The sequence below is a fragment of the Pseudovibrio sp. W74 genome, assembly GCF_001623085.1.
Lineage (GTDB): Bacteria > Pseudomonadota > Alphaproteobacteria > Rhizobiales > Stappiaceae > Pseudovibrio.
This window is the reverse complement of record NZ_LMCJ01000053.1, coordinates 45,144-60,944: the sequence shown is the minus strand read 5'-3', so window position 1 is coordinate 60,944 and position 15,801 is coordinate 45,144. Positions and strand designations below refer to the sequence as shown.

At 52.8% G+C, this 15,801-nt stretch carries 13 protein-coding genes; 5 read left to right on the top strand and 8 right to left on the bottom strand.

What is annotated here, in order from left to right; translation table 11 throughout:
• From PsW74_RS29965 to PsW74_RS22250, 6 genes are all read right to left on the bottom strand, one after another.
• Positions 1–522, bottom strand: a 522-nt coding sequence (locus tag PsW74_RS29965; protein ID WP_244277893.1) for an ATP-binding cassette domain-containing protein, incomplete at its 3' end; no start/stop codon positions are given.
• Positions 523–536: 14 nt separating this feature from the next.
• On the bottom strand, positions 537–1,823 hold the full coding sequence (locus PsW74_RS22270) for a trehalase family glycosidase (RefSeq protein WP_063289513.1): 1,287 nt from the start codon (positions 1,821–1,823) through the stop codon (positions 537–539).
• Positions 1,824–1,862: 39 nt separating this feature from the next.
• Complete coding sequence (locus PsW74_RS22265; protein ID WP_063289512.1) at positions 1,863–3,092, bottom strand: carbohydrate ABC transporter permease; 1,230 nt, start codon at positions 3,090–3,092, stop codon at positions 1,863–1,865.
• Positions 3,089–4,420 (bottom strand): sugar ABC transporter permease, encoded by a 1,332-nt coding sequence (locus PsW74_RS22260; protein ID WP_063289511.1) that lies wholly within the window; start codon positions 4,418–4,420, stop codon positions 3,089–3,091. The genes PsW74_RS22265 and PsW74_RS22260 overlap by 4 nt, the downstream gene beginning before the upstream one ends.
• A gap of 88 nt (positions 4,421–4,508) precedes the next feature.
• The gene (locus PsW74_RS22255) at positions 4,509–5,858 is read right to left on the bottom strand and encodes an extracellular solute-binding protein (RefSeq protein WP_063289689.1); all 1,350 of its coding nucleotides are present in this window, start codon (positions 5,856–5,858) and stop codon (positions 4,509–4,511) included.
• Positions 5,859–5,869: 11 nt separating this feature from the next.
• Entirely contained in the window at positions 5,870–6,970 is a 1,101-nt protein-coding gene (locus tag PsW74_RS22250; RefSeq protein ID WP_063289688.1) for a substrate-binding domain-containing protein, read from the bottom strand.
• Positions 6,971–7,364: 394 nt separating this feature from the next.
• Between PsW74_RS22250 and PsW74_RS22245 the strand changes: the two genes are divergently transcribed.
• The 5 genes from PsW74_RS22245 to PsW74_RS22220 all read left to right on the top strand — a co-directional run bounded on the left by PsW74_RS22245 (position 7,365) and on the right by PsW74_RS22220 (position 13,224).
• Positions 7,365–7,877 carry a helix-turn-helix domain-containing protein gene (locus PsW74_RS22245; protein ID WP_057462497.1) on the top strand — a complete coding sequence of 171 codons (513 nt, stop codon included), beginning with the start codon at positions 7,365–7,367 and terminating at the stop codon, positions 7,875–7,877.
• 50 nt (positions 7,878–7,927) lie between these two features.
• Positions 7,928–8,917, top strand: coding sequence for a nitronate monooxygenase family protein (locus tag PsW74_RS22240; RefSeq protein WP_063289510.1), 990 nt, complete (start codon positions 7,928–7,930; stop codon positions 8,915–8,917).
• Positions 8,918–9,083: 166 nt separating this feature from the next.
• Entirely contained in the window at positions 9,084–9,461 is a 378-nt protein-coding gene (locus PsW74_RS22235; RefSeq protein WP_057462495.1) for a hypothetical protein, read from the top strand.
• Positions 9,462–9,727: 266 nt separating this feature from the next.
• The gene (locus PsW74_RS22230) at positions 9,728–11,062 is read left to right on the top strand and encodes a sodium-dependent transporter (protein WP_063289509.1); all 1,335 of its coding nucleotides are present in this window, start codon (positions 9,728–9,730) and stop codon (positions 11,060–11,062) included.
• A gap of 728 nt (positions 11,063–11,790) precedes the next feature.
• Positions 11,791–13,224 (top strand): sodium-dependent transporter, encoded by a 1,434-nt coding sequence (locus PsW74_RS22220; RefSeq protein ID WP_208986837.1) that lies wholly within the window; start codon positions 11,791–11,793, stop codon positions 13,222–13,224.
• Positions 13,225–13,303: 79 nt separating this feature from the next.
• On the opposite strand, the gene PsW74_RS28490 is transcribed toward PsW74_RS22220, so the two are convergent.
• Positions 13,304–13,582, bottom strand: coding sequence for a hypothetical protein (locus PsW74_RS28490; protein ID WP_082830673.1), 279 nt, complete (start codon positions 13,580–13,582; stop codon positions 13,304–13,306).
• A 183-nt stretch (positions 13,583–13,765) separates the two neighbouring features.
• Positions 13,766–15,801 (bottom strand): trimethylamine-N-oxide reductase TorA (torA, locus tag PsW74_RS22210; RefSeq protein ID WP_244277892.1); only part of this gene is annotated, 2,036 nt, incomplete at its 5' end.

Below are 15,801 nucleotides of genomic sequence, written 5' to 3'. Positions count from 1 at the left end.
GAAACGCATTTCAACACGCAGGGCTGCATCGAGGTTGGAGAGCGGCTCGTCAAACAGGAAGGCAGCTGGATCACGGACGATGGACCGGCCAATGGCAACGCGCTGGCGTTGACCACCAGAGAGCGCCTTAGGGCGGCGATCCAGATATTCTTCCAGCTGAAGAACTTCGGCTGCCTTGTTAACTTTGGCCTCGATCTCAGCTTTTGGAGCGCCTGCAGTTTTCAGAGCAAAGCCCATGTTTTCGCGCACGCTCATATGTGGGTAGAGCGCATAACTCTGAAACACCATAGAGAGTCCACGCCCGGCCGGTGGCAGAGCGGTGACGTCCTTGCCATCAATGTGTACGGTGCCACGGCTGGCTTCTTCCAGACCGGAGATCACCCGCAGAAGTGTGGACTTGCCGCAGCCAGAGGGGCCAACAAAGATGACGAACTCCCCGTGATCGATCTCAAGATCAATCCCTTTGATGACCTGAAGATCCCCAAACCATTTTTCGACACCCTCAAGGCGAATAGCTCCCATTCTTCCGTTCCTCCTCAGGCTGCTTTAGCGGTCAGGCTTGGTGTGGCCCATGTGAGCCAGATGGCGGATGTCCATGAGAAGGAGTTGCCGCCAGCACCTTCGCCAGTGATTGGATCAAAGTATTCCGCAAAATCACTCTTTTCGATCAGCGAAACAGTGTCTGTGCGCAGGCGCTCAGCGCGTGCTGTGTCGCCCATATCAGCAAAGCCAGTTGCGATGAGGTAGTTGATGATGCCCCAGACCGGACCACGCCAGTAGCGCATGCTTTCAAACAGCGGATGATCCGGATCGTAGCTTGGCATGGTGTAGTTGACCTTTGCCGCGATACGGTCGAAATGCTTACGTGTTGGGTTGATGTACTTCTCTTCGCGAATGCCTGCATATGGTGCGAGGAAGGAGGCGCTGGAGATGCCGTCTCCCAGAACGTCATTGCGCAGATCGTAAGTGCAGAAGGCTTGTTTTTCTTCATTCCAGAGCTTGGCCACGCCTTTTTCCGTCAGCGCAATCCAGCCCTTCAGTTCTTCGGCTGCGTCTGTTTCTCCCAGCGCTTCGGCCATGGCCAGCAGGTCACGGTCTGCGCGCAACAGGATGAAGGTGTTGCCCGGGTCAGCCACAAAGAACGGGCACTGGTCTGCAACGATCTTTGGATCCCAGTTGTTGTCACGGCCAAACTTCACGATTGCCAGATAACGGTCATAGTCGATCTTCTTTGGGCGCATCTCCGGATTGACGTGGGATGTGTCTTTACGGGTGTACTCACCAATATCAGAGATATCGACGTGGCTTGCCGCGTTGTCCCAGTCTGGCAGGTTGTCGCGGCCAGATTCCCATGGGTGCATGATTGCGATGACGCCGTGACCTTCCGGGTCACGGTAGGTGTGATACCAGCGATGCCATGCCAGTAATTTCGGGAAGAGGGTTTTGATTTTCTCGATGCCAGCTTGTGAGGTGTCCTGCTCAAACAAGCGGCGAACAACGGTTGCTGCCACAGGTGGCTGAGAGTGGCCGGAGGTTGGGATTTTCGGGTTTGTGGTGCCCCAGACGGATGGGCCCGGGAAGTAGCTCGGGTCATCCTTACGGAAGATGATGTGCGGAACCATGCCGTCATCCCACTGGCCTTCAAAGAGCAGTTCAATCTCTTCCCATGCGCGCTCCATGTTGAACGTTGCAAAGCCGAGGGCGACGAAAGCGCTGTCCCAGTTCCACTGGTATGGGTAGAGGCCTTTGGTCGGGATGGTATAGCCGCCCAGATCATTTTCCTTGAGGATGGAAATGGCCTGATTGTCGAGTTGTGCGGACATAGTAGATACTCCGATGTTTTTTCTTTTTGACAGTGCCGCTTAGCCTTTGACGCTGCCTGCTGTGAGGCCCTGAACGAGGAAGCGTTCGAACCACAGGAAGATGCCAAGAACAGGGACTGTTGCGATGACCGCACCGGCCATCAAGTGTTGACGGGGGACTTCTGAAGAGTTGAGGGACACGACTCCGCGCGAGAGGGTGAAGATGTCCGGATCATCCAGGAACATGAAGGCGAAGAGGAATTCGTTCCACGCAATCATGAAGACGTAAAGGGATACGGATGCCAGTGCTGGTAAGGACAGCGGTAGGGTGATTTTGAGGATCACACCCAGACGGCTGAGACCATCCATTAGGCCAGCTTCTTCCAACTCAGCAGGCAGGCCTTTGAAATAGCCTTGCAGCATGTAAAGGGCGACCGGAATGGTGGTTGCCGGATAGACGATGAGCAGGCCAGTCAGTGAGTTGCGCAGACCCAGCTGAGAGAAGACAGCGTAAAGCGGTATGACCAGAACAATGGCCGGCACCATATAGATGAGCAGTACGGAGCGGGACATCCAGGAGCGACCTGGAAAGTTCAGACGAGAGACTGCGTAAGCTCCCGGGACTGAGAACAGTAGGGTCAGGATGACAGTTGCTACTGAAACAATGGCAGAGACTGTCAGATAGGTGCCGAAGTTGAACTGGGTGAACAGCTCCACATAAGAGCGGAACATGCCGGAGATGCCGCCTGACATATCAATGGACAGATCCAGCGGGTTGCCGAGCAGTTGTTGTTGGCTCTTTAAGCTGGTCATGACCATGACGTAGAATGGCAGGGCAACCATGACGGTGAATATGACGAAGCCAAAGCCTTTTGCAACACGCAGGAAGACGACTTCTTTCTCATATCGCGTGAGGTTGCCCTTTGGCGTGCCTGCCAGTGTCTGTCGATTGGCCCAGAACATTATGGCTACAAAGGAAACCAGTGCGATGAGCTGCCAGAGCGGTTCTACGGAAAGCGGCAGGGCAAACGGCGCACCAAATGTTGCTGCGAGCAGAGCCAGCAGGATGATGGCGGCAGGGGCGTATTTCCGTCCCACACTGGCGGTTTTACTCTCCCACAGATGAGTGAAGAGAGCGCCCAGCGCGGAGGCAAGGACGGCGGCGCCCACTTGTGGAATGACGAGCTCTCCGGTGATGAGTGTCAGAGTGACACCAATCACGATCATGGAGAGGAAGCCCCAGACGGCGCCGCTTAGGCCGGCAAGAACGTAGCTACTGAGCAATCTCATAGCCCTTCCTCCTTGGTGGAAAAGCGGATGAACAAGGTGGCGAAGGTGACGAGAACAACAAAGACGACCACGGCAACGGCAGCGCCTGCACCCAGATTGGAAAGGGCAAAGCCTTGCTCGTACACATCTACGGTCAGGGTGCGGGTTCCGGCGTTACCACCAGTGAGCAGGAAGATGTCGTCGAACTTGTTGAAGGTCCAGATGAAGCGCAGCAGGAAGAGGACGGAAAGGATGCCCATGAGTTGTGGCAGGGAGATGTACCAGAACTGCTGCATTGGGGTGGCACCGTCCATTTCAGCTGCCTCATAGATGTCTGTTGAAACGGATTGCATGCGCGCCAGAATGAAGAGGAAGGACAGCGGGAAATAACGCCATGCTTCAAACGCGATGACAGTTGAGAGCGCCAGAGGGAATTCGAAGGAGGTTCCGAACAGATGCAGGTCCACTGTGCGCTGGCCGAAGAAGTTTACCGGTTCTGCGAGAACACCCATTTTGGTGAGCAGGGCGTTCAGGGTTCCAGAGAACGGATCCAGCAGCACGACCCAGGTGAAGGCGACAGCGATCACCGGAGATACGTAGGGGAACAGGAACAGCCCGCGCAGAATGCCTCTGCCCTTGAAGGAGGTGTTGAGGAGCTGGGCTGCAAACAGGCCGAGGACCAGTGCGCCAACTGTGCCGAAGATGGTGTAATAGAACGTGACACGCAGAACGCTCCAGAACTCGTCACTGTCAAACACACGGCGGAAGTTATCGAGCGTGAACGTGCCGTTGGTGAGCACACTGTCAGCATCGCCGTAGGAAACAGGCTTGCTGGCTTTCTCCGGCTTTCTCAAAGCAAGGTATTCGTTAGAGACTGTGCCTGAAATGACCAGTTTTTCGCGGGCTTTGCCCTCAAGCGTGCCAAGGTCGCACTGTATGTTGATCCCATTGATAGAGCAGGCATCCGGCAGCTTTAGCGCGGTGAAACCGGGTGGGAGGATGTCGGTAAAGCCTGCGTTTGCGATGGAGTTTTTCTGGGAGGAGTTTCTGACGCGGTACTCCAGCGTTGCCGGATCGCCTGCCTGCTTTGGTTTGCCTTTGACGCGTTCGTTGATGAGGACTTTCGGAGCGCGCAGATCGCCCAGCTCCACGGGCTTGAAGCTGATCCAGAAGTTGGCGACCAGAGGTCCGAGAACAATTGCGAGGATGATCAGAAACGTGGGTGCCAGCATGGTGTAGGCAAGGCGTGCTTCCCGCTTTTGCATGGGGCCTGCGCCTTTGGGCGGCTGGCTCACGCTTTCACCCGCTGTGCTAACAGATTTTCCGGCCTGATCGGCTATGGCGCTCATTGCGCTGTGCTCCTGATATCACGGTGGTTTTGGTGGGTTGAGAGCCCGCAGACACGAGGCCTGCGGGCTGAGATCGTGGCATCAGGCCTTACTTGATCTTGGCAAGTTCCTGATTGATCTTAGTGACCGCTTCTTCTGCAGAGAGTTCGTCATCAATGAACTCGCGGGTGTAGCGGTTGATGGCCATGGAGTTCAGGATCTTGGAGGCAAGGCTGAGCTGGCCTTCCTTCACTCCCCAACGGCTGGCTGTGTCCAGACCTTCTACAATCTGGGTGATTGTCTCAGCCGGATAGAGCTCTGTGAGCGGTGCTTTGCGGTCCACACCCACTGGCAGGGTTGCCCAGCCTTTGATGAAGGCTTCTTTGTCTTCCGCATTGCCGCGGCGGACAGGGAATTTGCCTTCTGGTGCGATGGACAGGGTCGCCAGATAGCCATCATTCATGGAGTACTCCACGAACTGCTGTGCAGCTTCTGTGTCAGCATCGTTGGTGATGGAGAAGTAACGAATGTCGCCCCATGCTGCACCGGTCTTGTTGGATGGACCGGACAAGGTGGTTACAACACCGGTTTTACCTGCCAGTTCTTTGGAGGTTGGGTCTCCGTTGATGGTTGGCGGTGCGCTGTCACGCAGGCCTGCCAGCTCGTCCAGAATGAACGGAGACCAGATGATCATGGCTGCCTTGCCAGCGAAGTACAACTCGCGGGACTGTTTCCAGTACAGATCGCCTGGAGGGGAGGCTTTTGCCAATGCTTTGTAGAAAGTCAGAGCTTCTGCCAGCTTCTTCTCGTCAAAGCCTTTGAAGCCGTTTTCGTCAACCGGAGTTGCACCGTTTGCCAGAAGCACATGTTCCAGCAGCTGACTCATGAAGCTTTCGTCGATCTTTGTTGCAGCCACAAAGCCGAACTGCTCTGGCGGATTGTGCAGTTTTTCAAGGGCGGTGAGGATGGATTCGTATGTGTTTGGTGCTTCCAGACCGGCAGCGTCAAACAGGTCCTTGCGGTAGACGATCATCTGGGTCCAGCCATCCACCGGAACAGCTGCGTAGCCATCAGGCAGAGCTGCCATGTTCAGAGCGCCGGATGCGAAGGTGCTTTCTTCCAGATCTTCGATGACTTCGGTTGCTGCATCGGTGTCGATGATGCCCGCTTCTGCCCATGGCAGAACGTGGATCAGCGGATGATAGATGACGTCAGGCAGATCGCCGGCTGCATAAGCTGCTGTTGCGCGGGTGCCCATGTCTTTTTCGGTTACCGGAATGACATTGACTTCAATGCCGGTCTTCTCGGTAAACGCCTTTGCCATTGCTTCCTGCTTGGCAAGACGTGCAGGCTGCTCTTCTGTGGTCCAGAAGCGCAGCGCTTCAGCCTGTGCAGCACTCATTGCAAATGCAAGCGTGCCAACAAGGGCTGTCGTTCTTAGAATGTTCCTCCCGAACATAATTTCCTCCATTATGCGGTTGCGAAGTATGCGCTGAGGTGAGCTTTCAGCTCCTCAGGTGTTTTACGTGGCGGACCATCAGAGCCACGCTGAATAAGTCTTGCTTCGGCCAGTACCTGCAGCTCCCGTGCTGGCTGGCCGCTGATTGCTTTTGTGAGAAGTTCTGCCAGCGTACTGCCTGCAAGGACTGGTTCCTGAGCGAAGCTGGTAAGCGGCGGGTCGAAATGCTCGCACACAGGCAGGCCATCGTAACCAATGACTGTGACGTCCTCACCAATTGTCAAACCATGGCGGCGAATGATCTTGGTGACGCCGATGGCAATGGCATCGGTCATGCAGATGATAGCTGTTGGCGGACGGTCCTGATGCAGGAGTTGAAGCGCTGCCTGCTCCCCGCCCGGTTCATCCAAGGATGTTTCGACGATCAACTGCTCTTCAAAAGACAGACCGGCCTCTTCCAAGCCTTGTTGGAACCCTTCAATACGCAGGCGGCTGAAGTTCATTTGCGGATTAGACATCACCAGCGCGATACGGGTGTGACCTTGCGCAATGACCTTTCTGGCTGCTGAATAGAACGCGGCGTGGTTGTCGATGTCGAACCACGGGTGTTCGCCTTCGCGGGCTGTACGGCCATGGCTGACAAACGGAAAACCCCGGTCCAATAGATAGTCCACGCGTGGGTCGTTGGTGGCTGTTCTGGTAAGAACGAAGCCATCGACCTTTTGCGAGGAGATGAGGCGGCGGATTGCCAGCACAGCATCATCCATGGAGCTTGCCGTTGTCACCAGCAGGTCTTTATCGACTGCGTTGAGTGCCCGGGTCATGCCGTCCAGAAACTCGGCGAGGAACGGATCAGCTCCTTTGCCAGGCATGAGCGGCAGTACGATGCCGAAGGTGTCGACACGGCCACGCTTAAGATTACGTGCTGTGGAGGAGGGGCGATAGCCCAGCTCTTCGACTGCTTTGAGGACACGCTCGCGAGTTGCTTTGGAAATGTCCGTGTAATTGTTCAGGACGCGGGACACGGTGCCCTTTGCAACGCCTACATGGCGTGCCACGTCTCCAATGGTCACAGATTTTCTCTGTTGCACATTCTGGTCAGTGATGCTCACAGAATTCCCACCCAATAGGTTGTCATCAGATCGCTCCCATTCATGATCTGATTTCATCGATGATGCTTACAAAACCGATTTTGGAAGTCAACAAAATCGGTTTTGTTAAGTCCGAAATCGGTTTTGGAAACCGAAACACAGGGTTTTTCGGAAAGAGGGTTTCGGGTGGTTTCGGTGAGCGAAACTTAGCTTGAAAAAAGTTTGGCAGGGCTGGGGACAACTTGATGCGGACCGTCTGGATGCGGCAATCCAGAGCGATTTTGGTGTTGTGCAGAGGTTTTGAAAAGGACTCAGTGGTTCGGTTGAAGACTAGGCCAAAGAGCTAGGTTGCCCATTAGGTAAACTGGAAATAGCTTCTTTAAACGAAGTTAAATTGAAAGTGCCGGAGCCGGGAATGAGTGGAGCGAGACGAAGCTTTGCAGGTGTTGACTGCGCGGTTGCTCAAGCGATCGAGCAGATGGGTGATCCATGGATCCTGCTTATCCTGAGATGTCAGTTTCAGGGCATCAAGCGCTTTGATGACTTTCAGGGGCATTTGCAGATCTCCACTAGTGTACTGACAGATCGTTTGCGGCGTCTGGTGCAAGCGGGTTTGCTGCGTAAGGAGCAAGACCAGCAGGACAAGCGCGGAACGGTCTATCTGCTCACCGAGAAGGGCATGGACTTTTACCCGGTGATGATTGCGCTGCACCAATGGAGTGAGCGCTGGGAAGCCCGTGAAGGTGGGCCGAGGCTGGAACTGCTGGACAAGCAAAGCGGAGAGCCCGTGCGTGATGTGCGTGTGCTTTCGCAAGACTATAGAGAATTGAGTGCCCGGGATGTTCTGGCACTGGTTGATGACCAGAGTGGCGAGATGATGCAGGACATTCAGGAGAGGTTGAAGCGCCGGAGAGGTGATGCCGCCTGATATTGAGATCAAACAGGCAGCAGATTGAATTGTAAGGGAGTGTGTTTGAAATGGCTTTGCCGGATATTTTGAAGAATAAGTTGCGCCTGCCAGTTGTTGGCAGTCCTTTGTTTATCATCAGCAATCCAGACCTGGTGATTGCACAGTGTAAGGCAGGGATTGTTGGTTCCTTTCCGGCGCTTAATGCTCGCCCGCAGGAAAAGCTGGAAGAGTGGTTGATCCAGATTACAGAAGAGCTGGCAGCTTATGATGCGGCTAATCCTGACAAACCGTCAGCTCCGTTTGCTGTAAACCAGATTGTGCATCGCTCCAATGATCGTCTGCAGCATGATGTTGAGCTTTGCGTGAAGTACAAGGTGCCAATCGTGATTACCTCTCTTGGTGCGCGCCCAGAGGTGTTTGATGCGGTTCATTCTTACGGCGGCATCGTGCTGCATGACATCATTACCAACAACCATGCGCATAAGGCGGTTGAGAAGGGTGCTGATGGTCTGATTGCTGTTGCTGCTGGTGCTGGTGGCCATGCAGGTACAACATCACCGTTTGCGCTTATTCAGGAAATCCGTGAGTGGTATGATGGCCCGCTTCTGCTTTCAGGCAGTATCAGTACTGGCAAGTCTATTCTTGCATCACAGGTGATGGGTGCTGATCTGGCTTACATCGGGTCCGCCTTTATTGCGACTGAGGAAGCGAATGCTCAGCAGGCCTATAAGCAGATGATCGTTGATAGCGGTGCAGAGGATATCGTGTATTCCAATCTGTTTACCGGTGTGCATGGCAACTATCTGAAGCCATCCATTGAGCAAGCAGGCATGGATCCCAGTAATCTGCCAGAAGGCGATCTGAAGACCATGGACTTTCACAGTGCTGACAAGGGTAAGCCGAAGAGCTGGAAAGAGATCTGGGGCTGCGGCCAGGGCATTGGCGCGGTGAAAACCATTGGCAGCACTGGTGATCTGGTTGCTCGGTTGTCGTCAGAGTATGATGAGGCTCGAAAAGCGGTGACGGCGCAAACTTCTACGCTAGAGCCTGCTGAGTAGGCGGGGCTTGCGTGTTAGCTCACAAGCCAGTTCGATATTGATACATATTACAAGGCTGCTGGGTTTGGCTCAGCAGCCTTTTCTTTCACATCTGTGCGGATGTTTCGTCCTTATCAGTGTCCTGCCATGATTTTGTAGGGGTGGGACCAAACAAGAAGGAAGAAAAATGCGTAACTTTTTGTGTCTCGGCCTTCTATTGGCTGTTCCTTTCATGGTTGCCTCTGAAGGCTATGCTCAGGGGAGTTCCAACCAGGTTACTCCGCCCATGACACAGTACTGTAATCGCGGTGATGTGCTGTATGCGGATGGAAGCAATGCAGACGGCCCAATGCCGATGATCAAGTGCGGTCAGAACTCGCTGGTTTATCAACGCACCAACATGAGTTTTCCGCTGTCTGTGGTCTCTAATGGCAAGTTGTCCGTGGGCAATGCAAACGGTGCTTGTCAGAGTGCAAAAGCTGTTGGTGCGGATGCAATTGTCAGCAACATCCAGTCTCTTTGCAATACGACACTGTGGCCGAACTCTTGTGCTAAGTGTAATTGAGTATAAGATATATCACTGGTAGTATTGATTGCTGCATGCCTAAAGTAATCAATACTACTTATCTTGTTGAGTTAATCTCACCAAATGCCGCGTAGTAATCAGTATTACACTTTTATAGGTATCGTGACACCTGATGGTCATATATGAGAAACTCTGTTGCATAAAAGGGGTGTATCTCTAGCGTTATATTGCTAGAATCGGGCAACTTGTGAAAGTTGATTTCAAAAATACACTTAAGCAAAATCAACAAGAATGGCTCAGGTCACATGCAACGAGAGCATTGGGGAAGTCGTATCGGCTTCATTCTGGCTGCTGCAGGTTCAGCGGTTGGATTAGGTAATATCTGGAAATTTCCATATTTAGTTGGCGCGCAAGGCGGCGGGGCGTTCCTCATTGTCTATGTTGCGTTTTTGATCGCGATTGGTTTGTGCGTGATGATCGCAGAGATTGCGCTGGGCCGTCAGGCTCAGGCCAATCCATTCAGCGCGTTTAAACGTGTTGGCGGCGCAGGCTGGTCAATTTTTGGTCTCATGGCGGTTTTGACCGCGTTTCTTATTCTCTCGTTTTATTCCGTTGTTGGTGGCTGGACCATCGCCTACGTGGTTAAGACAATCACCGGTGCATTTTCTGGTTACTCCGATGCGGAGTTTAAGGGACACTTTGATGCTCTTGTGTCAAACGCGGTTGAGCCGATCATTTATCACGCAGCCTTTATGGCGATTGGCGTACTGATTGTGATCAACGGTATTACCGGCGGCATTGAAAAGGCATCGAAGATCATGATGCCTCTCCTGTTTATCCTGCTGGGGCTATTGGTAATTCGTTCTCTAACCCTTGATGGGGCAATGGCAGGTGTTGAGTACTTCCTCGTTCCTGATTGGTCTCACCTAAATGCAGACATGGTTGCCGCAGCTCTGGGGCAAGCGTTCTTCACGCTGTCTCTGGGTATGGGTGCTTTGATCACCTATGGTTCTTATCTGGGTAACAAAGAGAGCATTCCAAACGCATCGCTATGGGTCGTTGGTCTTGATCTTCTGGTCGCGGTTCTGGCTGGTTTCCTTATTTTGCCAGCTGTGTTCGCGTTCAACATGGATCCGGCTGCAGGCCCGGGATTGACCTTCATCACACTGCCAGCGATCTTTGCTGAACTGCCATTTGGCATGTTTATTCAGCTTTGTTTCTTCGTGCTGCTGTTTGTGGCTGCGATCACCTCAGCAATCTCCTTGCTGCAGGTCGTGGTTGCGTTCATTTGCGAAGAGTTCAATGTTGGTCGTAAGGCGGCCACCATCTGGGTTGGCATTGTGATCTTCCTGTTTGGTGTTCCAAGTTCTCTGGCGCTAGGCGTGTGGGGTGATATCACATTCTTCGAGCTGAATTTCTTCGAATTCCTTGGCTACCTCACTGACAACTACTTCCTGCCACTTGGCGCGATTGCGACCTGTCTGGTTGCTGGTTGGGTGAGCTATGACAAGTTTGCTGCGGAAGTGACCAATAACGGTGAACGTCCGTTTGCCTATCTGACAGCATGGAAGTGGATGTGCCGTGTGGTTGCACCGCTTGCGATCATCTGGGTGATGGTCCATTCCATCTTCGGAGCATAAAGCTTCACTCAAAAACAATGAAAAGGCCGCCAGTTTTGGTGGCCTTTTTTAATGCTGTTTTATGGTCATCCGTAGTTTGACTTAATCTGGGCCGGAAGAGGGAGGAGAATGTACCTGTTGGGCATAGTCCCTTCACCCGAGATGGTCTTGATAAGGAACAGGGTTATGTTGAGGCAGCTGAAGCGCTATTGGGTGCATTCCATGAATGCCAGATTGCCGCGTGAGATGGTATGTCTGGACGAGGAAAAGCAGGCCAGGTATCGCAGTGTAAGGGGACGTTGGCCTCAGGAATAAGGCCTTATCACCGTCCCAACGAGAGAAAGAAGCACCGTTTGAGCGGTGCTTTTTTGTGTCTGAACTGTGTTGGTGCGGTGCGTGAGCAGAACCTGCGACGAAAAAACTTGTGGGCTGCATGTGGTGGCAGGAAGTTGCGTTGCTGTCGCTTGGTTAACGTAATAAATGGTATGATCAACCAATATATATGTATTTTATAGTTAGTTTCGTTGTTTGATGGCGAATTATGGGCGTATGTGACTATATTTTGAATTCGCCCATTAAGTGCAGCTGTCAAAAACGCATATTTTTTGAGGTAAGGGAAATTACCTGCGACAATCTGTCAGGTCAACAAGGCTAAAGATTTCATCAAAAGAGCTGGAACAACGAATTCATTTCAAGCTTTTGCGCTTGATTGAAACAAACCATCACATGTTGATTGGCAATAACAAAAAATGAAACGTGAGCAATGGGGAAGCCGCTTCGGCTTCATTATGGCTGCTGCAGGGTCTGCGGTCGGTCTTGGTAACATCTGGAAATTCCCATACCTGGCAGGCACACAGGGCGGTGGCGCCTTTCTGGTGGTCTATCTTGTCATCATGGCGACTATCGGCGCAGCGCTGATCATGGCAGAGATTGCTATTGGTCGTTCAGCGAAGATGAACCCTGTTGGTGCATTCCGCGCGCTGGGTGGCCGCTTGTGGTCAGTTACGGGTGTGATTGGAGTGATCACGGGGTTCCTGATCCTATCCTTCTACTCCGTTGTTGGTGGCTGGACGATCGCGTATCTGGTGAAGAGCATCGCTGGGACCATTGAATCTGCACAGCCTGAGCTTCTGGAAGCCCAGTTTGGCGGGTTGGTCTCTGCTGTATGGGAGCCAATCTTCTATCACGGTGTGTTCATGGTGTTGACCATGGGGATCGTGATTGCAGGTGTTGCTCAAGGTATTGAGCGTTCCGTTAAAGTCCTGATGCCATTGCTGTTTATTCTGCTAATGGTTCTGGTGGTGCGCAGTGTGACCCTGCCGGGTGCCTGGGAAGGTATTGAGTTCTTCCTCGTCCCTGACTGGTCGCAGGTGAATGGCGAGATGCTGCGTGCAGCTCTTGGTCAGGCGTTCTTCAGCCTGTCGCTGGGTATGGGCGCGATGATCACCTACGGTTCTTATCTGGATAAGGATGCAGACATTCCGAATGCGTCTTGCTGGGTGGTTTTCCTAGCGGCGCTGGTTGGTGTGCTGGGTGGCCTGCTGGTTCTGCCAGCTGTGTTTGCTTTCGGCATGGATCCAGGTGCTGGTCCGGGCCTCACCTTCATCACTCTGCCAGCTGTGTTTGGCGAGATGATTGGTGGCTATCTGTTCCAGATTATCTTCTTTGCCATGCTTTTGATTGCAGCTCTGACCTCTTCCATCTCTTTGTTGGCTATTCCGGTGGCTTACTTTGCAGAGGAATACGGCATTGAGCGCAAGTGGTCTGCTATTGTGGTGGGCATTGTGATCTTTCTGATCGGCGTGCCATGTTCACTGGCTCTGGGTGTCTGGGGCGAGTACAAGCTGTTCGGCATGAACTTCTTTGACCTGATGGTCTATGCGGTTGACAACTACACCCTGCCAATCGGCGGTATTTTAACTTCGCTGTTTGCTGGCTGGGTTGTGCTTGAGAAGATGGGCAAAGAGTTGAGCAACGACGGTTCTTTGACCTTCAAGTGGATGGGGGCCTTCACATGGATCATGCGGATCGTGGCTCCATTGGCTGTTATCTGGGTGATGCTTGGTGGATGGTTGAACTACTTTGCTGTATTAGTTTGGTTGAATTTTTTGACCTTGGCCACGCGGTTTATGGCTCCGTTGGCCGGTGCCTGGGAGATACTGAACGGTCTGCTGGGTAGCTGATACAGCTAACAGTCTGAGAAATAAAAACACCCCGATCAAAAATGGTCGGGGTGTTTTTGTGAGAGCCTATAGCCAGAGATTAATGCTCGTCTTTTTTGTGATGCTCTCTGGTGTGCTCTTTGTGGTCATGCATTTTTGCGTGGTGGTGGCCGTTGTCCGAATGACTTTTGCCTGGGCGGTGCTTGTGTGGGTGTTTGTGGCCCTCCGGATCTCCACCATGCTGGGTTTCCGGATGGCTTTTCTGGCCGCGCTCATACTCCTGTCGATCTTTATCATGCTTGTGCTCATGATCGTCGTCATAGCGCCGCGCCATTTTTTCCTTGGTATGGGCTGATGTATTCTGTTGTTTTTCTGTCATCATTTCCCCGCAAGACTAATTCATAGATGGTTCTAGCATACTGGTGTTTTCTAGCCTGAATGCTATGTGATGGCAGTTATTGAAGGCTGATAGACGGCTCTAAACATCGACTAAAATGCTGGGGTTGTGCCAAAAAAAGGGCTGCGTGTGGCAGCCCTTTTCGGTGTTTAGTTGGTTCCCGATTTATCCGTTCTTTGGAGCGGTGAAGACTTTGACTTCTGGCAGTTCACCCTCAACTTTCTCAAAGTCTGCGATGACGGTGTGACCGCAGTTGCCCTGTGCCAGCTTGGAGGTGCCAAGGTCTGGTGTAAGGGTGTTAACGTCACCATAGGCGCAGAGACTGCCGACTTTGCCGCCTTCGACAGGATCGTACCAAGCACCTTCGTAAAGGCGAATGACGCTTGGCATGATGTCCTCGCTGACGATTGCGCCAGCCAGTGTCTGGCCACGATCATTGAAGATGCGGATGACATCACCGGACTTGATGCCACGAGCTTCTGCGTCTTTCGGGTTGATCATGCATGGCTCGCGGTCTGCAACTGCATAGCCTTCACGAAGGACTGTTCCGCAGAGCTGAGAGTGCAAGCGATCGTTTGGATGACCTGTGTTGACGTGAACCGGGAACTTAGCATCCGGACCATCGAGGCGTTCGAGCGGTTCCATCCACATTGGGTGTGGAGGACAGTCATCGTAACCCATTTTCTCGATGTTCTTGGAGTAAATCTCGATCTTACCAGTTGGTGTGCCCAACGGTTCCAGAAGAGGATCTTCGCGGAAGTCGGCGTAGCGGACATATTCCTTCGCTGCTTGTGAGACCGGATGAACGATGATGCCGTCTTCCCAGAACTTCTCGAACTCAGGCATTTCAAGGTTTTTACTTGCTGCCTGTTTTTGAGCCTGTTCGTAGTAGTGACGGACCCAGTCCATTTCGTCACGACCATCTGTGTAGGCATCTTTGTTGCCAAGGCGGTCTGCCAGATCAACAAAGATGTCGTATTCACTGCGTGCTTCAAAGACCGGATCAACGATCTTCTTCATCGCTACAGTTGCTTTGTTGGAATAAGAGCCCATTGCTTCGATGTCATTGCGCTCATAGGCAGACGCTGCCGGAAGAACGATGTCTGCGAAGCGTGCTGTTGCTGTCCACTGGTAGTCCTGAACGATCACTGTTTCCAGTTTCTGCCAGGCCTTGATCATGCGGTTACGGTCTTGATGGTGATGGAATGGGTTGCCGCCAGCCCAGTAAGCAATCTTGATATCTGGGAAGGTATAGCGGGTGCCGTTGAAGTCGTATTCTTCGCCCGGACGCTCTAGCATTTCAACAACACGTGCCACTGGAATGGAGACAGAGCCTTCCATTGCGCCGCCATCGTTCATGCCGGATAGGGCAGGACCGTCAGAGGTTGGGGTACCGCCGTTGGAGTAGTGATAGGAGAGGCCGAAACCGCCGCCTGGCAGACCGATCTGACCGAGCATGGAAGCCAGTGTGACCAGCATCCAATGTGGTTGTTCGCCGTGGTGCTGACGTTGCAGGGACCAGCCGCTGGTGAGCATAGTGCGATTGCCCATGAACAGGCGTGCCAGTTCCTTGATCTTATCTGCTGGGACACCGCAGATTTCTGAGGCCCATTCAGCTGATTTTGGTGTCTGATCTGTCTCACCAGTCAGATATGGCAGGAACTTTTCGAAACCTGCGGTGTACTCGTCCATGAAGTCGACATCGTACAGCTCTTCAACAAAGAGTGTGTGTGCCATGCCGAGCATCAAAGCCACATCGGTTTGTGGTTTGACCTGCACCCATTCTGCATCCATGAACTCTGCGGTTTTGGATTTCAGTGGGTCGATACAGATGACTTTTTTGCCGGTCTTCTTGAATTCTTCAAGGTAGGTGTAGCTGTCATGATCTGCGATCAGCCAGTCGATCTGGTTGGTCTTGATTGGGTCTGCACCCCAAACGACCAGTACTTCTGTGTTGTCGACAACAACGGGCCAGACTGTCTGCTGTTCGTAGACTTCCAGCGTGCCCATAACATGCGGCATGATCACCTGAGAGGCGCCGGTTGAGTAGTCGCCTGTGTGAGTCACGTTTGGCATTTGCAGGCCGCGGTTGATCAGACGGCGCAACAGGCTGCGGCTGTTATGGATTTTGCCAGCGCTCTTCCAGCCATAAGTGCCGGTAAAGACACTACGTGGACCGTGAGTTGCTTTGGCGTATTTGA